Raw genomic sequence first — 22068 nt, 5'->3', positions numbered from 1 at the left:
GGAGCCTTCCACCTGGGCCGGGACTTTGCTTACATCAATTCAGCGTGCAGCCGTTCGATGAAGGCTTGGATCGACATCGACCCGAGATCCTCACCGGACCGTGTGCGTACAGCCACGGCCCCATTCTCCTTCTCGCGGTCACCCACGACCAGCAGATACGGCACTCGCTGCAACGTATGCTCGCGAATCTTATAGCCGATCTTTTCATTGCGCAAATCGGCGTCCACCCGGAAGCCTTGATCTGCAAGGGTTTTACGGACCTGCCGGACGTATTCTGCCTGCGCATCGGTGATATTGGCCACCACCACCTGCACCGGCGCCAGCCAGGCCGGGAAAGAACCGGCATAGTGCTCGATCAGGATGCCAATGAAGCGCTCCATAGAGCCGACAATGGCCCGGTGCAGCATGACCGGATGCTTTTTCTGGCTGTTCTCATCCACATATTCGGCGCCCAGACGGCCCGGCATCATGAAGTCGACCTGCATCGTGCCCAGCTGCCAGGTACGGCCGATGGCGTCCTTCAGGTGGTACTCGATCTTCGGGCCATAGAACGCACCTTCGCCCGGCAGCTCCTGCCACTCCACACCGCAATGCGACAGCGCCGTACGCAGCGCGCCTTCGGCCTTGTCCCAGGTGGCGTCATCGCCTAGACGGGATTCCGGCCGCAGCGCGATCTTGATCTGGATGTCCTCGAAACCGAAGGCCTTGTACACCGCCAGCGCCTGCTGGTGGAACGCGGTCACCTCGGCCTCGACCTGCTCCTCGGTACAGAAGATATGGCCGTCGTCCTGGGTGAAGCCGCGCACGCGCAGGATGCCGTGCAGCGCGCCGGACGGCTCGTTGCGGTGGCAGGAGCCGAATTCGCCGTAGCGGATCGGCAAGTCGCGGTAGCTGTGCAGCCCCTGGTTGAACACCTGCACATGGCCCGGACAGTTCATCGGCTTGACCGCGTAGGTCCGCTTTTCCGATTCGGTGAAGAACATGTTGTCCTGGTAGTTGTCCCAGTGACCGGATTTCTTCCACAGACTCACGTCCAGGATCTGCGGGCAGCGCACCTCACCGTAGCCGCTGTCACGGTAAATCTTTCGCATGTACTGCTCGACCACCTGCCAGATCGACCAGCCCTTCGGATGCCAGAACACCAGGCCCGGCGCCTCTTCCTGCAGGTGGAACAGATCCTGCTGCTTGCCGATGCGGCGGTGGTCGCGCATTTCGGCTTCCTCGATGCGCTTGATGTAGGCCTCAAGCTGCTTCTTGTCGGCCCACGCGGTGCCGTAGATACGCTGCAGCTGTTCGTTCTTGGCGTCACCGCGCCAGTACGCACCGGAGATGCGCATCAGCTTGAAGGACTTCAGAAAGCGCGTATTCGGCACGTGCGGGCCGCGGCACATGTCCACATACTCCTGATGGTGGTACATACCCATCGCGGTGACGTCTTCGGACATGTCCTCGATCAGGCGCAGCTTGTAGTCCTCGCCGCGCGCCTTGAAGATCTCGACCACCTCCGCCCGCGGCGTCATCTTCTTGATCACGTCGTAGTCCTGCGCGATCAGCTCGGCCATGCGCTTTTCGATCGCCACCATGTCTTCCGGCGTGAACGGGCGCTCGCTGTAGATGTCGTAGTAAAAGCCCTCGGCGATCACCGGGCCGATCACCATCTTGGCCTCCGGGTACAGCTGCTTGACCGCGTGGCCGACCAGGTGCGCGCAGGAGTGACGGATGATTTCCACGCCCTCCTCGTCCTTGGCGGTGATGATGCGCAGCGAGGCATCGTGATCGATCACGTCGCTGGCATCGACCTGCACGCCATCCACGACGCCGGCAATGGTGGCCTTGGCCAGGCCGGCACCGATGGACTGGGCCACGTCCATGACACTGACCGGATTTTCAAACTGACGGATGCTGCCGTCGGGGAGCGTGATGTTGATCATGAGGTTCACCTGGAGTCTCGACCCGCCGGGCGGGCCCGGAAGCCGTCGTCACAGACGGCTTCCCTGGGGATTTGGGGCAACAAAAAAGCGCCACAAAGGCGCCTTGGATCAGGGCTGTGGCGGAAGATCAGCGTTGGGCAATGGTAGTGCTCATGTCACACACTAGACCGGCGCTTTGGCGCGGGCCACCTGCTCTGCATTGACTGGCCGCGATTCTAGCGCAGACCCGCCACTTCCTGCATCTCGCATAGCACCTTCACCGGACCGCCAGCCCGAGGATGTGAAAAGCCGGCAGGAAGGAGTGATTGGAGACACGTATCGCAATCCGGAGGCCGGACGACAGCTTCACGGACGAAGGTCATGATCGCCCCGCCCCGCAGCATTCAGAGGAAGATCGGATGAACGTTCCCGCCACCGCACCCCATCGCGAGCAACCCGCACCTTCGGCGCAAGGACACCGCCGCCCGGGGGGCAAGGAAACCCCCCTGGTTTCCCAGGGGTTCTTGGTCTTCCAAGTACCTTGCGGCACTTCTGATTGGTGGTGGGGTGGTGCCCCGCATCAAACGACTATTGAAAGTACGGAATCGAAGCGCTGCGGGTTGCTGCGAACCAGTGCGAACCGGAGCGAAAAGCCTGCCGGTACGCCCGTCGGCAGTGGACGATCAAGCAGGTTTTTCGGACTGATTGGTAGTCGGAATACGGCCTCAACCTCGTCTGCTTTCCGTGGCCAGTTCAATTCCCGAAACGGGAGCTGAACCAGCGTCCGTTGCCACAGCCAATAACACACCCATTTACACCCATTCCTGGGGCAAGACGATCCGCCATGCGGCGAATGGTCACCACATTCACCGCACAATGTGCGGCGATTGGTTTGCGCGTGCGGAGATTGCGGCCCACAATCTCCGCATGAATAGCGGTGATTACAAATACATCTGGCAGGCCAGTGACTGGCCAAACTGGCGCTTCGACCTAGCGGCGCTGGCCGAGCCCATGGCTGAGGTCAGTCTTGCCCAAGGGCTCTTGATGGGGCGTCTGGCTGACGTCGGCATGGCCTTGCGTGACCAAGCGAGTCTCGCAGCGCTCACCGAGGACGTGGTCAAGACCAGCGAGATCGAAGGCGAGCAGCTCAACGTTGAATCCGTGCGCTCGTCCATCGCCCGCAGGTTGGGTGTTGACATCGGCGCGTTCGCTCCGGCCGATCGGCATGTCGAAGGCGTGGTCGAGATGGTGCTCGATGCCACCGCCAACTGCCAGGCAGTGGTGTCGCGTGAGCGTCTGTTCGGCTGGCATGCCGCACTGTTTCCTACCGGCTATTCTGGGCTCTCCAAGATCAACGTCGGCGGCTGGCGCGACGATGCCACCGGCCCGATGCAGGTGGTGTCCGGACCCATCGGCCGCCAGCAGGTGCATTTTGAAGCACCGCCGGCCGATCGCCTCGAGACCGAAACCAGCCGCTTCCTCGACTGGCTGAATGGCACATCAAACGAACCGCCACTGCTCAAGGCAGGCCTGGGGCATCTGTGGTTCGTCACTCTGCACCCATTCGATGATGGCAATGGCCGTATCGCCCGGGCCATTGGCGATCTGCTGCTGTCGCGCGCCGATGGGAGCCCCCAGCGCTTCTACAGTTTGTCGGCGCAGATCCAGCGCGAACGCAAGGCTTACTACGACATCCTGGAGAGGACGCAGAAGCGGTCGATGGATGTCACCGAGTGGCTTGCGTGGTTCCTCGACACGCTTCATCGCAGCGTCGATCAGGCGCAGCACACGCTTGATGCCGTGCTGACCAAGGCGCGATTCTGGCAGCGCTGGGCGACGACCCCGTTGAACGAGCGGCAGGTGAAATTGCTGAACAAGCTGCTCGATGGTTTCGAGGGCAAGCTCACCAGCAGCAAGTGGGCGGCCATCGCCAAATGCTCGCCGGACACGGCCCTGCGCGACATCAACGATCTGCTGACGCGGGGCGTGCTGCGCAAATCGGATGCCGGCGGGCGTAGCACCAGCTACGAGCTGAATGATCTGCCCGAGTAGCGGCGCTTCCTGGAATTGCCTTGGCTCGCGGACGGAACAGCGCCTTCATGGACTCCTGCCAACTCGTTCGGACGGAGACCAAGATGGGATTCGCTCACCTCAACCAAAAACAACTGGCCGCGCGTTGGTGCACCAGCGAAGCCACCCTGGAACGCTGGCGCAGCGCCGGGATTGGCCCCAAGTTCCCGAAGCTCTGCGAGCGCGTGCTCTACCGGCAGGCCGACATTGAGGCCTACGAGGAGTCGTGCCTGGCGACCTCGACCAAGACCGTGGTGGCCCAGGTCAGTGTCAGCTGAGAAATGTTCCGATTCGTCGGTAGATATCGACAAGTACCGACGATTTGCAACGTCGGCGGCACCGCCGGCCATCTGAGCGAGCCAGATATCCAGCCAACGGAAAGTCCGCAGTCCGCAAGCGCGGACCAACTGACCGTTATGTTGAAAATCAACGGCCTGGCATCAGGCCGTGCGGGCTGGTGAGGGTTCCTGCGGGTTCATGCGGAAAGATTCGAACTCCTGCGGGGGATGGGAGGGCAGCACCAGGCACCAAACGACTATTGAAAGTACGCAATAGAAGTGCAGCGGGCTGCTGCGAACCATTGCGAACTCGATCTTAAAGCCTGCCCGATTGTAGACCTGCAAGCAGGTTTCTCAGCCATGCTGGTCGCCGGAAAGGGGCATCAAACTCGTCTGCGATGGGATGTCGGTTCAATTCCCAAACCCTGGATTGAACCCGTATCCGCACGGTAGTTCAAACGGTGGGCTCGGCGGCTGCGTCATTGTTGGCGGCGGGGTCGGTGAGCCGCCGAATCGTCAGTGCACAGCGTTGCTCAATCAAGGTATTGATTTGCTCAACCACGACATTGCCAAAACTTTGTCCGGGGTCAAACTGGAGCTTGCGCGCCGTGGCGGGCAGTAGTTTTGTCAGGTCCAAATGCGCCGTTTGGCCTGCGTCAGTTTCCCGGCGGTCTCCAGCCGTACATTCACCAAACGCCTCTGGTCATCCACCGCGTCGCAACTCCCGGACACCCCGGCCCAGCTTGCGGCGCAACAGGGCCCGCAGGGTCACCCCATCCGAGTACCCGACCTGTGCGGCGACTTGGTCGACGCTGGCGTTTCCGGTGCGCAAGAGATGCACGGCATGCTCCACGCGCAAGTCCTGGAAATACGACAGCGGTGTCTTTCCCAAAACGCTTTGCAGCCGCCGCGCCAAGGTGCGCTCGCTTGTGCCCGCAGCGCTGGCCGCCTCGGCCAGCGAGAACCCCTGCGCGAGCCGACGTCTGGCCCAGCACTCGAAGCGCTCCACCATCGGGTCGGCATGCGCAAGGTGGTCGGGAATCACGAACTCGGCTTGCGAACTGCGTGTCTCGACCAGCAGATAGCGTGCCACCAGGGCCGCCAGCGCCGGACTGCGCCCTCGGATGATGCGCAAGGCCAAGTCGACGTGGGCCAAAGCGGCACCCGCGGTGGTGAAGCGTGTCGAGTTCACGATCATGCGTGACTCGTCCAGAGTGACGTTCGGATAGCGCTGCCGAAACATCGGCCCTAGCCACCATGACGTCGTCGCACGATGCCCATCAAGCAGGCCACTCTCTGCAAGCAAGAAACTACCGGAGCAAGCGGCACCAAGGTGCGCGCCAGCGGTGCACCACTGCTGTAGCGCCGCGACCGCGTCGGGCACATCGGGGCGTGTGAGTCGAGCCGAGAGCGTGTCAGGCATCTTGTCGCCAAACGCCGGCACGAGCACGACGTCTGGTTCCGGCACACCACGCGCAGTGACCACGGGGACCGTCAAGCCTTGCGCGGTTCGGATGCGACGCCGCACGCCCACCAGCGTGAGCTCTATGTGCGCGGGAGCCTGTGGCAGCGAGCCCGCCATCGCATTGGCTAAGCCCACTGTGTCAGTGAACGCCGCAAGCCCCAGATCAAACACGCCATCACAAAAAAGGAGGTGGAGTTTCATGGCAGCAATGATATCAATGTTGTCATTATTGCCAATATAGATGTCTATCATGAAGACTCAGACTGCAGTCTCGTTGATCCCTTTACCCACTTTTCCATTTACCCAAAGGAATACAGCATGACCAAGCTCGCCCTGTTTGTTCGCCTCGAAGCTAAACCCGGCCAGGAAGCTGCGCTTGCCGACTTCCTGGCCAGCGCACTGCCGCTCGCCAACGCCGAGTCCGGCACCACGGCCTGGTTCGCATTGAAGTTTGGCCCTTCGACGTTTGGTGTGTTCGATGCCTTTGCCGATGAGGCAGGTCGCCAGGCGCATCTGAACGGCCAGATCGCCGCGGCCTTGATGGCAAACGCAGCGACCTTGCTCAGTTCTCCGCCCAATATCGAGAAGGTCGAACTGCTTGCAGCCAAACTGCCTGCATGACAACCCGGCCTTGACCCAATGAGGTCACGCTGCAGGATGGGGGTCACACGGCCCTACGCAGCGATTCCCCCCTCGATTACACTTGCCTAGGGAGCTACCTTCCACAGCGATTGGGGGGGGGCAATATTGCAGCCAGAACTTCCAAGCTGCGTCAGCAAGCAGGGGCAACATCAGGGCGAGCCAGATTTCCGGCCCATTGGAAGTCCGCAGTCCGCAAGCGCGGATCGATCGAGCGATTTGTTGAAAATCAACGCCCTGGCATCAGGCCGTGAGGGCTGGTTAGGGTTCCTGCGGGTTCGTGCGGAAAGATTCGAACTCCTGCGGGGTCTGGGTGGGGCGCGATCAGGCAAGAAAAACCCCAACCGAGAACGGTTGGGGTTTCATTATTGGTGGCGGACGGTTGACCACGTGCTGACCACCCTCCCGAGCTTATGAGCAATTGTGCGGGTTGCTGCGGGTCAAGCGCCCAACAGGCGGCGAGCGAGCACGGTTTGCATGTCACGGCGTCCATCAGCAATCAGGTAAATGATGACTTGGCTGCCTGTGACACGGTAGATCACGCGATACGGCATGAAGAAGGTCTGGCGGTATTCTTTGATCCCAAGGCCGACAAGTTCCTTCGGATAGCTACCGCGCTCCGGGAGTTTAGACAGACTCTCCACAATGTCCATCAACTTATCCAACACATAGTTGGCGTTGGCCACAAAGTCGAATTCGGAGATGTAGTCGTGGATGGCCTCCAGGTCCTGCTCCGCACCCTCGGTGAGCAGGACTTCGAACTTGGCAGACGTACCTGTCATCAGACTGAGGCTCGCTTGGCGCGGAGGCGGGCAACGACGTCGGCCACGGGTTTGACCTTACCAGCGGCCACATCCTGATTGCCCAGCGCAAGGATTTTTAGCAAGGCCAGTGTTTCTTGCGTCTCCTCGAACGAGGCGACGTCCTGCAGGACAGCCTTGGCCTCACCGTTTTGGGTGATAACCATAGGTTCACGCTGCTCCGCGAGGTGCGTCAAAACCTCGGCAGCGTTGGCTTTGAGATAGCTGATGGGCTTGACTTGTGATGAGTAGCGCATGGCGGTGCTCCGGACTTGGGCAAGACTGAATATAGTCCTTTTGTAGTCCGATGGAAAGGTGTGGAGGTGGCCTCAGGCCCGGGAGAGTTCGTCTTCATTCCGCAGGCACATCAGAACCCACCCTGTACCCCATCACCCGGTAGCCACGCTGCCGCTTGTCCCACATCCGCAGCAGCGCCGGATGGCCGGTGTCGACGAAGTCGATGATCCGCACGTCAGTCTTGCTGGCGTGCTCGCGATGCAGGCGCCCGGCGTACTGCTGCAACGTGCCCTTCCAAGACACCGGCATCGCGAGGACCAGGGTGTCGAGCGGCGGGTGATCGAATCCCTCGCCAACCAGCTTGCCGGTGGACAAAAGGACGCGCGGCGCGTCGGGCGGTAGTGCATCCAGGTCCGCGATCAGCGTCGCTCGTTGCTTCCTGGACATTCTTCCGTGCAAGACGAACGGGGCCGGTTGCAGGCTGTCGAGTTCCGTCTTGATGGCATCGAGGTGTTCTGTGCGTTCTGTCAGGACCAGCACCTTGCGTCCCTGCGCGACGGCATCGCGCACCTCGGCGGCAATGGCAGCTGTTCTGGCCGAATCGTTGGCGAGGCACCGGAAGAGGTCCTGAATGCCAGCATCGGTCGGCACGTCGATCCGGCCGAAGCGTGAACGAGGCAGCACTTCCAGATCGCGCGGTGCCCCGGCTGGCTTGGCGGCCGTGTATCGGATCGGCCCGCACTGCATGAAGATGATTGGCTGCTGCCCGTCGCGGCGAATCGGTGTCGCCGTCAGGCCCAGCACGTATTTCGCCTTGGTCCGCTTGAGGATCGCGTCGAAGGAGACTGCGCCGACGTGGTGGCACTCGTCGACGATCACCTGCCCATAGTCCTCGACCAGCGGGTTCACCTCACCCTGGCGGGACAGGGACTGCATCACGGCGATGTCGATCTTTCCAGTCGGTTTGGCCTTGCCGCCGCCGATGGTGCCGACCACGCCCTTGGCGACCCCTAGAAAGGCTTGCAGGCGCTCCTGCCATTGCTTGAGCAACTCCGTGCGATGCACCAGCACCAGGGTGTTGACGCCCCGGCGGGCGATCATCGCGGCCGCGGTGACCGTCTTGCCAAAGGCAGTTGGCGCGCAGAGCACGCCAGCATCGTGGGTGAGCAGTCCTGCAACAGCGGCTTCCTGATCGAGGCGCAGACTGCCGACGAAAGACACGTCCAGCGGCTGGCCGCCGAAGCGTTCGTCTCGCAGGTCACAGACAATGCCGTTCTCTCGCAGCAAGGACAGCGCGGCATCCAGGCAACCGCGCGGCAGGGCGATGTGCTGGGGATAGCTCTCGGCGCATCCAATGACGCGCGGCTTATCCCACACCGACATCCGCATGGCCTGGGCCTTGTAGAACTCAGGGTTCTGGAACGCCGCCAGCCGGATCAGCCGGTTGGCCAGAGCCTGCGGCAACTCGGCCTTCTCGAAATAGATCAGATTGGCCAGCGTGACGGTCAGTGACTTCGGCATCGGACCGGCCAGTTTCTTGGCCGATGTGTTCTCGCGCTTCCAGGGCGTGGCCAGGTCCTCGTCGTCGATGAAGGTGACGTCCAGCGGATGGACGCCACCCGTGGCCCGGAGGATGGTCGGCTCGATATCGTGCGCGGCCATCGGCTGGATGGACGCGAGGAACGCCCATTGATCAGGGTACGGTCGCAGATCGGCATCAACGAAGACGCTGCAGCCACTTTCGCGAGCCCACTTCTGCAGCGGCAAGGCGATCAGGTTGCCGAAGCCGCCTTTGGGCATCGTGTCTTGGTTTGGGAACAGCCTGTCGTAGGACTCCAGCTTCAGTTGCCTGGTGCGCGAACAGGTATGACTGATGATCGCCGTGCCGAAGCGGCGGGCATCACGCGCTGAAACCCGGCTGGCGAAAAACACCCATGCATGCGCGCCATTGCCGGACCGCGAGATTTCCAGCGCAGCCGGAACACCCAGCTCTTCGCAGGACTGCATGAACGCTAGCGCGTCGTCGCGCCAGTCGGCCTCGTCGAAGTCGACAGCCAAAAAATAGCAGGTGTCATCCTCCAGCAGCGGATAGACGCCTACTGTGTGCTGCCCGGCCAGATGGTCGTAGATCACCGCATCGGACAGTGGGATCAGCAGGCGATTGCTGCAATCGCCGCATTTGATGCGCGGTTTTTCGCAGATACCGGCGCGCCACTCATTGGCGCAGGCTGGTGCGTAGCCCGACTTGCCTGAGGTCTTGCCTTCCCATCGAACTGGATAGACATCGGTGCGGCCTCGAAACAGACGGCGGAACAGCGCCACCTTTTCGGCAGTGGAAAGCCGGGACGGTTCCGGCTCCCTCGCCACGACGATAGCTGATTGCGGCGCACGCCACTCAATGCCGTGGGATTCAAGAAGCGCGATCAGGCGGGCGTTTTCGGCCTGCAAAGTTGAGAGATCGGTCCGCTCAGTCATCGACCCCGTACTCGGAAAGCAACTCATCCATATCGTCACCTACGCCGTAACCAAAGTTGTGGCTGATGTTTCGAACCACGCACAAACGTCCCCAGAGCGTGGATCGCGCCGCATCGGGTAATGCGGCAATCGCCTTCAAGGCCTGTTCGAACATTCGCACCAGTGCGTCGAAGTACCCCTCGTCCTGCAGGCCAATGTCGTTGCTGAACCCGGCTGCACGCTCACAGTAAAACACCATCAGTTCCGCAAGTCCGTCGGGTTGCCCGACAGCTTTCTTGTAATCCGAAATAGCCTTTTTCGCCTTGGCTACCGAGGTATCCTGGTTCTTGAACACGTCGGGCCAGAGCCAGCGGTCGATGGCGGTCTTGTAGGGCTTGAGCACATCTTCGCCGAGTCCGAAGCGGGCGTGCAGGAATGCCTGGTTGTCTTTACTGGCGGCGTACAGGTCTTGCACCAAACCCAGCAGACCGGCGCGATCGACATCAAGCAGCTTGGTTTTAACGTCGCTCCAGGTGGGCGCGCATTTCTTCGTGGCCATCTGCTTATTCCTCGTCGCTGGCCGGGGCCTTGCCAGCCTCAACCTGTTTCAGCAGCCGGTCGAAATCACTTTCAAACAGCCGGTCCTGCACGATGCGGTATTTCTCGAATTCGCTTTCAGCGTGTGCCTTGGCGATTTCCGCCGTCACCTTGCCAGCATCCTGGAGGACCTCGCGATCGGTAGCCTCGATAAAACGGTTCAGACGGCTTTCCCAATCCTGCATGGTCATCGGGATCTTGCGTTGCGCCATGTCCTCGGCCACATCCAGATAGGCGTTGACCAAGCGGGAGAGTTGCGCCATTTCGGGCTCGGTCAGGTAATTCTTGGCGACCACGACATCGAACTTCTGGATCTTGCATTGCGGCGCATCCTTCCATGTGCTCAACCCCATGTTGGGCTGGTCGGCATCGGCGCGGTGGTAGACCACCTCGGCCGCTGTCTGCCCGTGGATGGCCCAATGCAGTTTGTTCTGCACGGTGGCGAAGAAACGCTTTGTGGCCTGCGCCGTCACATCGTAGTCAATGGCCGTGGCGTAGATGTCCGTGATCTTCTGGTAGAACTTGCGTTCCGAGATACGGATCTCGCGGACACGCTGCAGTTGCTCTTCGAAGTACTGGTCGGTGAGGACGGAGCCACCGGCTTTGATGCGCTCATCGTCCATCACGTAGGCCTTGATGGTGAATTGCTCGATGATGCCCGTGGCCCACTTGCGGAACTGCACCGCACGCTCAGAGTTGACCTTGTAGCCCACCGCGATGATGGCGGGCAGGCTGTAGTGCTGGGTGTCGTAGGTCTTGCCGTCAGCGGCAGTTATTCGAAATTTTCGAATAACTGAAGCTTCCTCCAACTCACTGTCGCTAAACACCTTTTTCAGGTGGTAGTTGATGGTCTGGGTTTCTACGTCGTAGAGGGTGCCCATCATCTTCTGCGTGACCCAGATGCTCTCGTCTGCATAGACAGCCTCGACGCCCCCCTGGCCGCTGGCGGCGACAAAGGTCAGGTACTCGGCCGCCGAAGAGCGGGCGATGGACACCGCGCGCTTTGAGGATGCCTGCGGCAGCTTTTTCGTGGTCATTTGTCCAACCCTGCTGCGTTGTTATGCATATTCAGCATCCATCAGGCCTTCGAACAAGCTTTTCGTACTCGATGCCCCCAAAACCGCCTGCCGAACATCTGCGCGGGTTAAATCGAGCACACGCAGCTGCGCCGCCCGCAAGGCGCGACCAGTCTCCAACTGATGCTTGCCACCGGCTGGCAGCCGCACACCGTGCGCGGGGCAATTTCCCGGATGCTGCGCAAGAAGCTGGGCCTGAAGGTGGTGCTGGCGCACAACGACAGCGGCGAGCGAGTGTATCGGGTGGTGTGATTGTTCGCCAAGGGTGTCCAGTTTCTGGAGGCCCTCCCTTGCTGGTACCCCCGCGCGTCTGACGGATCGGACGGACTACGTCATAACTCCTACGCGTGCGCGTGCGTGCGCGCCTCACAGGGAGTTACGACAACCTGTGTCCGATCCGTCAGACGGTGTGCAAACCGCTCGTGGGCCGATTTCTGCAATCCAGGCGGCGAATCAGCCGCAACCCCGCACCGGCATTGAGTATTCGTCCCTGGCCATTTTCCGCGCGGCCGGGTGCAAACCTGCAAACCGGGTACGCACCCGGGCTCAGACCTTCTGCGTTGCCGTCATCCCGCGCACGCCCGCGCTGACGGGGCATTCGGCCCGCTGGCCCACACCGCCGGGTGCGAACCGCAAACACTGCAAACCTAATTTTCTGGTCGGACGGTGGCGAAATGCTGCGCTGTCGCCCCCCGTATTGGAATATCGCCAGGAAGGACCCCTTTCGCCTGGGGCGGGAAGATGGGGTCACGAAACGTGAGCCCATCCACGCGAGCGAGGTGAGCATTCCCAATGCTCACCCTTTCCTTAGAGAGGAACACCGGGAAGCCGGTAACGTGTTGATTTCATTGTGTTTCAATCCTTCCCGGCTCCGCTGGGAACGATTTGCCTCGGGAACGATTTAATTCCTTGGTTTTGCGGGTGTTTATTCGTTCCCACCCCGGAGTGTTCCCGGTGGGAAAGCGGGAAGCCGGGAACGATTGCTGGGGGTGGGAAGCATTACTCGGCAAGGGGCTCGGCACTAGGCCGACCGGCGCTGGAGCGGGTCAGGTGGCCGGTGACGAACACGGCCTACCCTCGGGCGACCGGGCCATCGGGCACGTCGAGCCACTTCACCAGTTTGGAGCCTTCGGCCATGGCGGTGATCAGCTCACCCTGCGCCAGCAAGGCATCCACCCAGGCGGCGAGCCGATGCTTGCCGATGGCGTGGAAGGCTTCGGGCAGTTCGTGGCGGCGCTCGCACAGGCCGTTGCAGCCGGTCTTGGTGTAGGGCTGGCCATCACGCGCGGCACGGGCGATGGTGGCTTTCAGGGCGGGCAGCAGGTCACCCGGCTCCGGCCGGACCTGGCGCAGACGGTCGCTGCAATCGATCAGCAAACCGCTGGCACCGCGCAAGAAGGTGGTCACGCACAGGTTGGCCCGGCCATTGGCCTTGACCACACCGCCCATCACCACACGGCCACGCTCAAACGGTTCGCCCAAGGCTTCGCAGAGCTTCCTGGCCTGATCGTCCTTGGGGTGCCACAGGGCGTAGACCGCCCGCACACCATCGACCAAGCCGCCGGTGCCTCGGATCGCCTCGCGGGCCTGCTCAGGCGTGGAGGCCTCGCGCTTGGCAAAGTGGTGCGACACGATCACCGATGCACCCGTGCTGGCCGCCAGCGCGGCCAAACGCGAACAGACGAACTGGGCGTTCTCCGGCACGTTCAAATCCAGTGCGCACAGCGGCTGCAGCGGGTCGAGCACCACCAGGCACAGGCTGGGCATGGCCTTGAGTTGCCGCTCCAGATCCAGCCACGCCGCCGTGGTCGCGGGGCCCCGGGTGGCGGGGTCGGGTGCAAACAGCGGCACGGCACCACCGGCATCGGGCAGCGGCAGCACGTACAGCCGGTCTGGAATCGGCCCGAGGGCGTTGAGCCGGTTGTGCACCTCGATGGCGTCGTCCTCGGCGGTGATGTAGATCGCCGCGCCGTGGCCAGCCAACGCACCGCCAAACAGCGTGGGGACATTGACCCAGACACCGTCGGAAGCTGCGACCTCTCGCGTGAGCGCCAGCAGCAGGAACGATTTGCCGACTCCGCCTGCAGCGGCGATCAGAGCGGCCTGTGCCTGGGGGAACACGCCTTCGACCAGCCAGCGGCGTTGCTGGGGCTGCCCGATGAAGCGATCTGCTGCGCGCCAGCGGGTGATGTCCAGCGCCGGGGCAGCGGTGGCAATGACGGTGACGGGCTGGGAGGCGCGCAGCAGCGCTTCGACATCAAAGCCTTCCGCCACGGCATCGGCAGCATCCCACTTCGCGGGCTTGTCCTGCGGTACACGAACACGGCGGACCGAGGCTCCGATGCTCGCCAGTTTCTGGATGGCAGCAACGGCATAGCGCGCGCCTGCCTCATCGTGATCGGGCCAGACCGCGACCGTCTTGCCTGCCGGCGGCATCCAGTCGGTCTTGTCCAGGGCCGTGACCGCGCCACCCATGGCGGTGGTGGCGACGATGCCGCGTTGTATCAAGGCATCGGCACATTTTTCACCTTCGACCAGCACCACGGCATCCCCCGCCGTAATCGCAGGCAGGTTGTAGAGCGGACGTGGTTCCGGCATCCGCATCGCCCGCGTCCGCACATCCCAAGGGCAGTACTGTTCACAATCCGCCAAAGAAACACCTCGACCCCGGCCACGGTCCGTCGACCGTCGTGCGCGTGGATGTGTGAGGGGTGCTGCCATGGAAATCCAACCTTCCCGCCAACGCCTGCCGGATCGCTTCGGGCCGCTGTCGCCGCGCATTCCACCCACGCCGGAGGGGCTGGAGCGCTGGCCTGTTCCACAGCAGCTATTGCCACTGCAAGCTTACGCCGCCATCACGCGCGATGACAGCATTGGATCGTTGCCGCCCGCGCCACAAGCATCGTGGGGCGAGGCATCGATCAGCCTTCCGCGCAGGCCATCGACATCCATCGTGCGCCGACCGCGGCGTGTGCGAATCAAGCTGCCTTGGTGGTGGAGCTGGCTCTGCTGGGCAGCACGCATCGAATGTCGTCTGTTGCGTTGTTGGCAGCCCTATTTCCAGCGTCCGCCGCATCGGCATCGCCGCCGGTGAAACGGGTCCTTCCTTCAGAAAAACCCATACGAGGGGCGCGAGCGCGCTGCCCCGTCAGCGACAGAACCTGAAACCGGGTTACCACCCGAGGTTACCGGTTGCCACCTGATAGAAAGAGCGCGGTTTGACTTGGCTTCTGGCCGCCACAGCGTGTTTATGGACCTGTCTCAACCACAGGAGAAATTCGAAATGACGGACACACCCAACGGCAGCATCTCGGCCCAATTGGCCGCACTGCCGTCCCTGCCGATGGCCGAGCTCTGGGTGCTGTGGGATCAGCACTTTCCCCAGCGGCCCAGCCACCGCAACCGCAATTACGTCGAATCGCGTCTGGCCTACCGCATCCAGGAGCTGGCCTATGGGGCGCTGCCCACCAACATCCGCAAGATGCTGGTCGAGGCCGGTGCCAAGCATTCCAAGATCAAGTCAGCTGCGGGGCGCAACGCGCAGACCCTGCTGATGCCCGGCACCACGCTGATCCGGGAATGGGATGAGCGCCAGCATCGTGTGACCGTCACGCCCGACGGTCTTTACGAACTCAACGTGCAGGTGTTCAAGAGCCTGTCGGCGGCGGCACGCCACATCACGGGCACGCGCTGGAATGGGCCGAAGTTCTTCGGGCTGCGCGATGGTAAGGGGGATGGTCAATGAACGCCCCGTTGCTTGTGCCGCCCCAAAGTTGCGCGGTGTATTGCCGTGTTTCCAGCGACGAACGGCTGGACCAGTCCTTCAACTCCATCGACGCGCAAAAGGAAGCCGGACACGCCTTCATCAAAAGCCAGAGCCACGAGGGCTGGATTGCGGTATCTGATGATTACGACGATGGCGGTTTCTCCGGCGGCAGCATGGATCGACCCGCACTGCGCCGCCTGATGGCGGACATCCAGATGGGCAAGGTCGACATCGTGGTGGTTTACAAAATCGACCGGCTGTCCCGCTCGCTGGCGGATTTCGCGCGAATGGTGGATGTGTTCGACCGCCACCGGGTCAGCTTCAGCGCCGTCACCCAGCAGATCAACTCGGCCACCTCGATGGGCCGGTTGATGCTCAACGTGCTGCTGTCGTTTGCGCAGTTCGAGCGGGAAGTGACGGGCGAGCGCATCCGCGACAAGATCGCCGCCAGCAAGGCCAAGGGGATGCGGATGGGTGGGCCGTTGCCGCTGGGCTACGACGTGCGCGACCGACTGCTGGTGATCAATGAAACTGAGGCTGCCTTGGTGCACCGCATCTTCGATGACTTCGTGACTATGCGCTCGGCCACTCTGATGGCCAAGGCCTACGGCGCGGAAGGCGTGGTCACCAAGGGCGGCAAACCCTTCACCAAGCAGACCATCTACAAGATGCTGCACAACCGGATGTACCTGGGCGAGATCGTCCACAAGGGGCAAAGCTTCCCCGGCCAGCACCAGGCCATCGTGACACAGGCGCAGTGGGACCCCGCGCACACACTGATCGCCACCGATGGTATCGAGCGGCGGTGCGAAACCAACGACCGCCAGAGCGAACCGGTGCTGCTGCGCGGCCTGCTGTACACGTCTGATGGCGAACGGCTGGTGCCCAGCTACACGGTCAAGAAGGGCAAGACATATCGGTACTACACACCCGTCAAGCATCGTCGGTTTGGGGCGTGGACCAGCAGCCACGGACCGTTGCCGGCGGTGCCCATCGAGGAATTGGTCACGCAGCAAATCGTCGCAGCGCTGTCAGCCCCGCACATCGTGCAGTCGATGTGGGACCGGATTCGGACAACCCGCCCAGACCTGTCAGAGCCCGAGGTGGTGTTGCCGATGCGAAATCTGGCGGGCCTGTGGCAACAGTTGTTCCCTGCCGAACAGTGTCGACTGGCGCAGTTGCTGATCGAGCGCGTGGTGATTGCCGACGGCGGGCTGGAAATCATCTGGCGCGATCAGGGCTGGCAGGAACTGGCTGGAGAGTTGCTGCCCGACACCATCGGTGCGGAATTGCAGGAGATGGAGGAAACCGTATGAAGCCCAAAGTGCAGCCACTGGGCGCAGCCATCGCCCGCGAACGCCGGGATGGCGGGCAGGTGAAACTGTCCACCTTCATCCCGCTGAAGATCAGGAAGCGAGGCGGCAGCAAGGTGGTGGTGCGGCCGGACGGCCAGCTCGACGCGCCGGACAAAGTGGTCACCCAAATCGACCAGCTCCTGCTGGTGGCGCTGGCGCGGGCTTTCTACTGGCAGCAACTGCTCGACGACGGCGTGGTGGGCAGTGGCAGCGACATCGCCCAGCGCGAAGGCCTGCACCACTCGACGGTCAACGAACTGCTGCGGCTGATACTGCTTCAGCCTGCCATCATCCAGGCCATCTTGGGTGGCCAACAGCCCCGGTGCATGAGCCTGCTGTGGTTCCAGCGCAATCCGCTGCCGACCGACTGGGTGGCACAGCGGGAGGTGGTGGCGGGGTTTGATGCCTGACCGGGTTACGAGCCCTCGATCACCCGTACCACATCACCGTGGCATTCGGCGCACTTGCCCACCAGCAGCAAGTCGCCACCCTTGATGGTGCCGCTGAAATTGGTGATCGTGGTCTCAAAACGGCACTGGCCACACCAGACGTTGGACAGCAGTCGCTGGCGGATGTCGGCAGGGATGGACTCCCAGCGCTGGCGGGCTGGCTTGGTGAAAGTGGGCAGAGATTCGATGGTCATGGTTCAGCGGACCCAGCGACGGGCGTCCTTCAAGAGCAGTAGCAATTGCTGATCGCGCAGCGGTGACGCGATGAACCCGAACCGAGTGTAGAACCTCGCCGCTTCTTCATCGAGGGGATGGGTCAGCATGGCGCGGATGCCGGCCTGCTCGGCAATCAGCATCGTGCGGCGAATCGCATCCTGCAGCAAACCGAAGCCGATGCCTCGCCCCTGATCCGCTACCGAGACAGCGAGCCGCGCCAGAATCACAACTGGCAATGGGTACTGCCCCATCCCCTTGCGGATGCGCTCTGGCACTTCCAGCGTGTCGACTTGTCCCACGGTCAGGCTGAAGTAGCCCGCCACGCGGCCATCGTCCTCGGCAACGACAAAGGTCTTGGCCGACCCGCTGCCCTGCGCCTGGCGGGCGTGGCGCAACAGCCAGTCATTCAACGCGGGCTTGCCGCAATCAAAACCTTCCAGCCGATGCTGCGCGGCCAGCGGCTCCGGTGCGCGCAACGTCACTTCGTGTCCCAGGGCGCCTTACGGGCAAACAGGTCGCGCAAACCCTCGTTGGCCTGTTCGGGGCGATCCAGCAGATCCATCAGGGCCTGGTACTGGCTACCCGAGACCATGAACAATCGTTGGTCCAGCAGGGTCTGCTCGGCGGCCAGACACGCGCTGTCGAGGATGAAGTCGGTCAGCGACTTGTGGGCCACCTCGGCGGCACGGCGCAGCACCACCTCCTGTTCGGGGGTGGCGCGCAGCCCAAGTCGGGCCGAGCGGGCGGAAGGCGACGATGCGACGGCAGTCATGGCAGCACCTCTTTTGTTAGATCAATTGCCGCAATGTTAGTACAAATGACGCGAACTGTCTAGTTGCACTGGTGACCGGTCGCCTTGGTTGACGATGAACCACCGCGCGTAAGTTGTTGATTTTGCGGGAGACAGAACTACGCCTACCCGCAGGCCAAACGGAGAAGAGAGACGGCTCTGGTGGAGAAAGTGGCCGATTTCGGGCGTTTCGGCTGATGGCCACCCGCAGCACGGATGGTCGGGACCCCGCATGGCGCGGGGATTTCAGGCAAGAAAAAGGGCCCGGAGATTATCCGGGCCCTTCAATTTGGTGGAGGTGGGCGGAATTGAACCGCCGTCCGAAGGCACTCCATCCCCGGTACTACATGCTTAGCTCACCGTTGGGTCTCGTCCTGTGGCAGCACGGTGTGCGAAGCGCACCCCAGGACCAGCCTGTTTTGGTTAAGCGATGACTGACAGGCAGCCGTCAAAGCCGGTTCCGTGATAATGACCCTACATCCACGAGCACGGGCACAAGTGGGTTCGGGGCTTACGCCTTAAGCGGCGAGAGCGTAGTTGTCGTCGTTGGCAACTAGAGTTTTGCAGCTGGATTTACGAGGAAAGCTACCCCCTCGGCATGCACCAAGCGACTTCACAACCCCCGTCGAAACCAATGCACCCCCGGTTTCTTCAAGTGCTGAACCGCTTCTGGCCGGAATCCGACCGGAAGCCTGCTTGACCGTTGCATCCTACGACATAACAGCTGAACAGTCACCGCCATCCATCTCCACTGAAGGCACGCTGGCGCAAAAATCCTTTCATCTTCTCGCTTCTCCATCCCGCCCGCGCCCTGTAACAGACAAGGGCCGCTTGCGCGACCCTTGTCTGTTCTTGCCGGAGTCATCTGTCTCAGCGCAGCGGAATCACCCGGATCTCGACACGGCGGTTTTGTGCACGGCCGGCTTCGGTGTTGTTGTCGGCGATGGGATAGGCCTTGCCAGCCCCCAGGGTTTCAATGCGCTCACGCTGCACGCCCTGCGCGCTGAGGTAGGCGGCCACGGCCTCGGCACGCTCCCTGGAGATGCGGTTGTTCACAGCGTCGGTGCCGATGCTGTCGGTGTGGCCGACCACTTCGATCATCGTCTGGTTGTACTCGGCCAAGGTAGAAGCCACGCCGTTGAGGGCGCCATAGAACTGCGGCTTGAGCGTGGTCTTGTTGAAGTCGAAGGTGATGCCATCAGGCAGGTTCAGGGTGATGTTGTCGCCCTGTCGCTGCACGTCGATACCGGTGTTGGCGGTGCGCTCGCGCAGCACGCGCTCCTGGCGGTCCTGGTAGTTGCCTACCGCAGCGCCGCTGAGGGCGCCAATACCGGCACCGATCATCGCGTGCTGGCGACGTTCGGTGGCGCTGTCACCACTGAGCAGACCTGCAGCCACACCGATCGCGCTGCCGATCAACGCACCCTTGCCGGTACGGTTCTGCTGCTGGGTGGGATTGCCGTAGGGATCACTCTGCACATAGGAGCCACCGGTGGCACAGGCCGAGAGAACGGCTGCCGTCACCAGGCCGATGGAAAAATTGCGGGCAGCGTTGAAAGCTGTCATCTGGGTCTCCTTGAATGGCCATACCGGCCTGCGTGGGGTTGCCGGGAAAGCATAGACGCCGGGACCCGGTCCGGCATGACGGATCCTACACATGCACCGGCATCCATTCATAAATGACTCTTCCGGCGGTGGTGATGTCGCCGCGCGGAAGCCGCGGATGCCCGGTGTTACTCGAACGCTCCCACCGAGTCGTGCGACAGGTTGTCGAAACGGGTGTATTCGCCGAAGAACTTCAGCTTGCACGAACCGGTCGGGCCACCACGGTGCTTGCCGATGATGATCTCGGCCAGGCCCTTGTCCGGCGAGTTTTCCTTGTTGTAATAGTCGTCGCGGTAGATGAACACGATCATGTCCGCGTCCTGCTCGATAGCGCCGGATTCGCGCAGGTCGGCCATCACCGGGCGCTTGTCGGTACGCGTTTCCAGCGAGCGGTTGAGCTGCGACAGCGCGATCACCGGCACGTTCAACTCCTTGGCCAGGCCCTTGAGCGAACGCGAGATCTCGGAGATTTCGGTGGCGCGGTTCTCGCTGTTGCCGGGCACGCTCATCAGCTGCAGGTAGTCGATGACGATCAGGCCCAGGTCATGCTCGCGCTTGAGGCGGCGGCACTTGGAGCGCAACACCTCCGGCGACACGCCCGGGGTGTCGTCGATGAAGATCTTGGTTTCCTTCAACATGCGGATGGCGCCGGTGACGCGGCTCCAGTCCTCGTCCTCGAGCTGGCCGGTACGCAGGCGCTGGGCGTTGATGCGGCCGTTGGAGGAGATCAAACGCATCGCCAGCTGCGAGGCCGACATTTCCATCGAGAACACCGCCACGCCCTTCTTCGACTTGATCGCCGCGTACTCGGCGATATTCAGCGCGAAGGTGGTCTTGCCCATGGCCGGACGCGCGGCCAAGATGATCAGGTCGGTCGGCTGCAGGCCGGCGGTCATCGCGTCGAAGTCGTTGTAGCCGGTCGGCAGGCCGGTGATGTTACCGCCGTTCTCGAAGCGGTTGCGCAGCTCCTCGAAGGCGTCCTTCAGCGCTCCGGGCATGGCCACGAAGTCGGTACGACCACGCGCGCCCTGCTCGGCGATGGCGAACACCGACTTCTCGGCGGTAGCCAGCAGCTCGGAGCTGTCGCGCCCCTCGGGCTGGAAGCCATCGTTGACGATGTCGGTACCGACCTGGATCAGCTGCCGCAGCACCGCCTTGTCGCGCACGATCTCGGCGTAGGCGCTGATGTTGGCCGCCGACGGCGTGGTGCTGGCCAGTTCGATCAGATAGGCACCATCGCCGACCTGTTCCAGCTTGCCCTGCGACTCGAACCATTCGCCCAGCGTGACCGCGTCAAACGGGCGGTCGCGCTCGGACAGCTCGCGGATGGCACGGTAGATCAGCTGGTGGTCGCGGCGGTAGAAGTCCTTCTCGGTCAGCGCCTCGTTGACCCGGTCAAACGCCTCCGGCGCCAGCATCAGACCGCCGAGCACCGCCTGTTCGGCTTCCACCGAATGCGGGGGGACACGCAGGGAGTCGATGCGCTGTTCGCTGCGCTCGGAGCGTTCGTTGCGGTCGGATCGGAAACCAGTACGGACGGACATGAAAAGCGTATTTCCTGCGGTAAGGCCGTGCGGCCATGGTAGGTGGGCGTCGGCCATCGGGGTACGGACAAGTCTGTGGACAACCTGTCCACAAACCAAGCCCATGCGGGATGGCCGGCCTGTCGCAGGCAGGGGTCCATACAGAAAAACACCCGGCACCATTGCAATGCCGGGCGGCAATTATCGCAAAACCGGACGCCCTGGCACGCCGCCCCGCTGAACGGAGCGGACGGAGGAACCGCGGGCCGTCACTTCGGCTGCTGGGTCCGGATCCAGTCGAAGAAGGCATCCATAAACCCCTGCAGGAATTTCTGCGTGCCTTCGCTGGCCACGCTGCCGTCGGCCTCGATCATCCCTTCCTTGAACTGCACGAAGGCCTCCGGCCGGGGCATTGCCGCCAGCCCCACGGCCACCATTACATTGCGCAGGTGCTGCTGCGCCATCGCGGTACCGGCACTGCCGAAGGAGGTGCCGATCACCGCCGCCGGCTTGCCCTGGAAGGCGTTGTCGCCGTGCGGCCTTGAGCCGGTATCGATGGCGCTCTTGAGCACCCCGGGGATGGAGCGGTTGTATTCAGGGGTGACAAACAGCACCGCGTCGGCCGCAGCCACCTGGTGCTTCATCCGTGTACCCTGGGCCGGGAACTGGCTGTCGTGATCCTGGTTGTACAGCGGAATGTCATCGATCCGGATGTAGTCGAAGCTGGCCTGATCGCCGGCAAGCTTCTCCAGTGCATGGGCCAGACGCCGGTTGATGGACTCCTTGCGCAGGCTGCCCACAAAGACAGCGATCTTGTAGTGGCTCATGTCGACCTCGT

General features: G+C 62.4%; 23 protein-coding genes and 1 other RNA gene. 8 read left to right on the top strand and 16 right to left on the bottom strand.

All coding sequences use genetic code 11. The features are described from left to right. Positions 1 to 29: 29 nt before the first annotated feature. Positions 30 to 1931 (bottom strand): threonine--tRNA ligase, encoded by a 1902-nt coding sequence (gene thrS, locus ACSBPQ_RS06935; protein ID WP_442684292.1) that lies wholly within the window; start codon positions 1929 to 1931, stop codon positions 30 to 32. A 906-nt stretch (positions 1932 to 2837) separates the two neighbouring features. Here thrS and ACSBPQ_RS06930 point away from each other — a divergent pair. Further along, on the top strand, positions 2838 to 3962 hold the full coding sequence (locus ACSBPQ_RS06930; RefSeq protein ID WP_442684291.1) for a Fic family protein: 1125 nt from the start codon (positions 2838 to 2840) through the stop codon (positions 3960 to 3962). An 83-nt stretch (positions 3963 to 4045) separates the two neighbouring features. Further along, positions 4046 to 4258 (top strand): helix-turn-helix transcriptional regulator, encoded by a 213-nt coding sequence (locus ACSBPQ_RS06925; protein ID WP_442684290.1) that lies wholly within the window; start codon positions 4046 to 4048, stop codon positions 4256 to 4258. Between the two features lie 454 nt (positions 4259 to 4712). Here ACSBPQ_RS06925 and ACSBPQ_RS06920 read toward each other — a convergent pair whose 3' ends face one another. Both ACSBPQ_RS06920 and ACSBPQ_RS06915 read right to left on the bottom strand, forming a co-directional pair. After that, positions 4713 to 4895, bottom strand: coding sequence for a hypothetical protein (locus tag ACSBPQ_RS06920; protein ID WP_442684289.1), 183 nt, complete (start codon positions 4893 to 4895; stop codon positions 4713 to 4715). 66 nt (positions 4896 to 4961) lie between these two features. Then, entirely contained in the window at positions 4962 to 5270 is a 309-nt protein-coding gene (locus tag ACSBPQ_RS06915) for a helix-turn-helix domain-containing protein (RefSeq protein WP_202935623.1), read from the bottom strand. A gap of 771 nt (positions 5271 to 6041) precedes the next feature. Here ACSBPQ_RS06915 and ACSBPQ_RS06910 point away from each other — a divergent pair. Further along, positions 6042 to 6344, top strand: a complete 303-nt coding sequence (locus tag ACSBPQ_RS06910) for a putative quinol monooxygenase (RefSeq protein WP_007182542.1) — start codon at positions 6042 to 6044, stop codon at positions 6342 to 6344. A 458-nt stretch (positions 6345 to 6802) separates the two neighbouring features. On the opposite strand, the gene ACSBPQ_RS06905 is transcribed toward ACSBPQ_RS06910, so the two are convergent. The 5 genes from ACSBPQ_RS06905 to ACSBPQ_RS06885 form a co-directional block, all read right to left on the bottom strand. Continuing rightward, complete coding sequence (locus tag ACSBPQ_RS06905; RefSeq protein WP_442684288.1) at positions 6803 to 7144, bottom strand: type II toxin-antitoxin system RelE/ParE family toxin; 342 nt, start codon at positions 7142 to 7144, stop codon at positions 6803 to 6805. After that, positions 7144 to 7419, bottom strand: a complete 276-nt coding sequence (locus ACSBPQ_RS06900) for a type II toxin-antitoxin system Phd/YefM family antitoxin (protein WP_054257227.1) — start codon at positions 7417 to 7419, stop codon at positions 7144 to 7146. The genes ACSBPQ_RS06905 and ACSBPQ_RS06900 overlap by 1 nt, the downstream gene beginning before the upstream one ends. A 94-nt stretch (positions 7420 to 7513) precedes the next feature. Then, complete coding sequence (locus tag ACSBPQ_RS06895) at positions 7514 to 9874, bottom strand: TOTE conflict system archaeo-eukaryotic primase domain-containing protein (RefSeq protein ID WP_442684287.1); 2361 nt, start codon at positions 9872 to 9874, stop codon at positions 7514 to 7516. After that, positions 9867 to 10412 carry a hypothetical protein gene (locus tag ACSBPQ_RS06890; RefSeq protein WP_442684286.1) on the bottom strand — a complete coding sequence of 182 codons (546 nt, stop codon included), beginning with the start codon at positions 10410 to 10412 and terminating at the stop codon, positions 9867 to 9869. The genes ACSBPQ_RS06895 and ACSBPQ_RS06890 overlap by 8 nt, the downstream gene beginning before the upstream one ends. A 4-nt stretch (positions 10413 to 10416) precedes the next feature. Further along, the gene (locus tag ACSBPQ_RS06885) at positions 10417 to 11487 is read right to left on the bottom strand and encodes a virulence RhuM family protein (protein WP_442684285.1); all 1071 of its coding nucleotides are present in this window, start codon (positions 11485 to 11487) and stop codon (positions 10417 to 10419) included. A gap of 162 nt (positions 11488 to 11649) precedes the next feature. On the opposite strand from ACSBPQ_RS06885, the gene ACSBPQ_RS06880 reads away from it, so the two are divergent. After that, positions 11650 to 11778, top strand: coding sequence for a DUF3489 domain-containing protein (locus ACSBPQ_RS06880; protein WP_442684284.1), 129 nt, complete (start codon positions 11650 to 11652; stop codon positions 11776 to 11778). 819 nt (positions 11779 to 12597) lie between these two features. On the opposite strand, the gene ACSBPQ_RS06875 is transcribed toward ACSBPQ_RS06880, so the two are convergent. Then, entirely contained in the window at positions 12598 to 14124 is a 1527-nt protein-coding gene (locus ACSBPQ_RS06875; protein ID WP_442684283.1) for an AAA family ATPase, read from the bottom strand. A gap of 121 nt (positions 14125 to 14245) precedes the next feature. Here ACSBPQ_RS06875 and ACSBPQ_RS06870 point away from each other — a divergent pair, with 121 nt between their 5' ends. The 4 genes from ACSBPQ_RS06870 (at position 14246) to ACSBPQ_RS06855 (ending at position 17057) form a co-directional block, all read left to right on the top strand. Next, the gene (locus ACSBPQ_RS06870) at positions 14246 to 14620 is read left to right on the top strand and encodes a hypothetical protein (RefSeq protein ID WP_442684282.1); all 375 of its coding nucleotides are present in this window, start codon (positions 14246 to 14248) and stop codon (positions 14618 to 14620) included. Positions 14621 to 14749: 129 nt separating this feature from the next. Continuing rightward, the gene (locus ACSBPQ_RS06865; protein WP_442684281.1) at positions 14750 to 15271 is read left to right on the top strand and encodes a DUF2924 domain-containing protein; all 522 of its coding nucleotides are present in this window, start codon (positions 14750 to 14752) and stop codon (positions 15269 to 15271) included. After that, on the top strand, positions 15268 to 16608 hold the full coding sequence (locus ACSBPQ_RS06860; RefSeq protein ID WP_442684280.1) for a recombinase family protein: 1341 nt from the start codon (positions 15268 to 15270) through the stop codon (positions 16606 to 16608). The genes ACSBPQ_RS06865 and ACSBPQ_RS06860 overlap by 4 nt, the downstream gene beginning before the upstream one ends. Then, positions 16605 to 17057 carry a site-specific recombinase resolvase gene (locus tag ACSBPQ_RS06855; RefSeq protein WP_442684279.1) on the top strand — a complete coding sequence of 151 codons (453 nt, stop codon included), beginning with the start codon at positions 16605 to 16607 and terminating at the stop codon, positions 17055 to 17057. Before ACSBPQ_RS06860 ends, ACSBPQ_RS06855 begins: the two co-directional genes overlap by 4 nt. Positions 17058 to 17062: 5 nt before the next feature. Here ACSBPQ_RS06855 and ACSBPQ_RS06850 read toward each other — a convergent pair whose 3' ends face one another. From ACSBPQ_RS06850 to ACSBPQ_RS06820, 7 genes are all read right to left on the bottom strand, one after another. Next, positions 17063 to 17290: a hypothetical protein gene (locus tag ACSBPQ_RS06850; protein ID WP_442684278.1), complete on the bottom strand. Its 228-nt coding sequence runs from the start codon at positions 17288 to 17290 to the stop codon at positions 17063 to 17065. Positions 17291 to 17293: 3 nt separating this feature from the next. Further along, positions 17294 to 17794 (bottom strand): GNAT family N-acetyltransferase, encoded by a 501-nt coding sequence (locus ACSBPQ_RS06845; RefSeq protein ID WP_442684277.1) that lies wholly within the window; start codon positions 17792 to 17794, stop codon positions 17294 to 17296. After that, complete coding sequence (locus tag ACSBPQ_RS06840; RefSeq protein ID WP_150094976.1) at positions 17791 to 18084, bottom strand: type II toxin-antitoxin system TacA family antitoxin; 294 nt, start codon at positions 18082 to 18084, stop codon at positions 17791 to 17793. The genes ACSBPQ_RS06845 and ACSBPQ_RS06840 overlap by 4 nt, the downstream gene beginning before the upstream one ends. 308 nt (positions 18085 to 18392) lie before the next feature. Beyond that, positions 18393 to 18746, bottom strand: a transfer-messenger RNA (tmRNA) gene (gene ssrA, locus ACSBPQ_RS06835). Positions 18747 to 18972: 226 nt separating this feature from the next. Beyond that, a complete protein-coding gene (locus ACSBPQ_RS06830; RefSeq protein ID WP_442684276.1) occupies positions 18973 to 19668 on the bottom strand; it encodes an OmpA family protein in 696 nt (231 codons plus the stop codon). A gap of 167 nt (positions 19669 to 19835) precedes the next feature. Then, positions 19836 to 21251 (bottom strand): replicative DNA helicase, encoded by a 1416-nt coding sequence (locus ACSBPQ_RS06825; RefSeq protein WP_442684275.1) that lies wholly within the window; start codon positions 21249 to 21251, stop codon positions 19836 to 19838. 248 nt (positions 21252 to 21499) lie between these two features. Next, a complete protein-coding gene (locus ACSBPQ_RS06820; protein ID WP_442684274.1) occupies positions 21500 to 22057 on the bottom strand; it encodes an NADPH-dependent FMN reductase in 558 nt (185 codons plus the stop codon). Between the last annotated feature and the right edge of the window lie 11 nt (positions 22058 to 22068).

Source organism: Stenotrophomonas sp. JC08, from assembly GCF_052180205.1.
Lineage (GTDB): Bacteria > Pseudomonadota > Gammaproteobacteria > Xanthomonadales > Xanthomonadaceae > Stenotrophomonas.
The sequence above is the reverse complement of the archived record's forward strand: the minus strand, read 5'-3'. Positions and strand labels throughout refer to the sequence as shown.

Bases quoted from the DNA above. Each gene is read 5' to 3' on its own strand.
- ACSBPQ_RS06860 (WP_442684280.1), top strand. From the start codon at position 15,268: ATGAACGCCCCGTTGCTTGTGCCGCCCCAAAGTTGCGCGGTGTATTGC.
- ACSBPQ_RS06840 (WP_150094976.1), bottom strand. From the start codon at position 18,084: ATGACTGCCGTCGCATCGTCGCCTTCCGCCCGCTCGGCCCGACTTGGG.
- thrS (WP_442684292.1), bottom strand. From the start codon at position 1,931: ATGATCAACATCACGCTCCCCGACGGCAGCATCCGTCAGTTTGAAAAT.
- ACSBPQ_RS06820 (WP_442684274.1), bottom strand. From the start codon at position 22,057: ATGAGCCACTACAAGATCGCTGTCTTTGTGGGCAGCCTGCGCAAGGAG.
- ACSBPQ_RS06855 (WP_442684279.1), top strand. From the start codon at position 16,605: ATGAAGCCCAAAGTGCAGCCACTGGGCGCAGCCATCGCCCGCGAACGC.
- ACSBPQ_RS06930 (WP_442684291.1), top strand. From the start codon at position 2,838: ATGAATAGCGGTGATTACAAATACATCTGGCAGGCCAGTGACTGGCCA.
- ACSBPQ_RS06900 (WP_054257227.1), bottom strand. From the start codon at position 7,419: ATGCGCTACTCATCACAAGTCAAGCCCATCAGCTATCTCAAAGCCAAC.
- ACSBPQ_RS06870 (WP_442684282.1), top strand. From the start codon at position 14,246: ATGGAAATCCAACCTTCCCGCCAACGCCTGCCGGATCGCTTCGGGCCG.
- ACSBPQ_RS06925 (WP_442684290.1), top strand. From the start codon at position 4,046: ATGGGATTCGCTCACCTCAACCAAAAACAACTGGCCGCGCGTTGGTGC.
- ACSBPQ_RS06825 (WP_442684275.1), bottom strand. From the start codon at position 21,251: ATGTCCGTCCGTACTGGTTTCCGATCCGACCGCAACGAACGCTCCGAG.
- ACSBPQ_RS06875 (WP_442684283.1), bottom strand. From the start codon at position 14,124: ATGCCGGAACCACGTCCGCTCTACAACCTGCCTGCGATTACGGCGGGG.
- ACSBPQ_RS06830 (WP_442684276.1), bottom strand. From the start codon at position 19,668: ATGACAGCTTTCAACGCTGCCCGCAATTTTTCCATCGGCCTGGTGACG.
- ACSBPQ_RS06910 (WP_007182542.1), top strand. From the start codon at position 6,042: ATGACCAAGCTCGCCCTGTTTGTTCGCCTCGAAGCTAAACCCGGCCAG.
- ACSBPQ_RS06885 (WP_442684285.1), bottom strand. From the start codon at position 11,487: ATGACCACGAAAAAGCTGCCGCAGGCATCCTCAAAGCGCGCGGTGTCC.
- ACSBPQ_RS06905 (WP_442684288.1), bottom strand. From the start codon at position 7,144: ATGACAGGTACGTCTGCCAAGTTCGAAGTCCTGCTCACCGAGGGTGCG.
- ACSBPQ_RS06895 (WP_442684287.1), bottom strand. From the start codon at position 9,874: ATGACTGAGCGGACCGATCTCTCAACTTTGCAGGCCGAAAACGCCCGC.
- ACSBPQ_RS06850 (WP_442684278.1), bottom strand. From the start codon at position 17,290: ATGACCATCGAATCTCTGCCCACTTTCACCAAGCCAGCCCGCCAGCGC.
- ACSBPQ_RS06890 (WP_442684286.1), bottom strand. From the start codon at position 10,412: ATGGCCACGAAGAAATGCGCGCCCACCTGGAGCGACGTTAAAACCAAG.
- ACSBPQ_RS06915 (WP_202935623.1), bottom strand. From the start codon at position 5,270: ATGGTGGAGCGCTTCGAGTGCTGGGCCAGACGTCGGCTCGCGCAGGGG.
- ACSBPQ_RS06880 (WP_442684284.1), top strand. From the start codon at position 11,650: ATGCTTGCCACCGGCTGGCAGCCGCACACCGTGCGCGGGGCAATTTCC.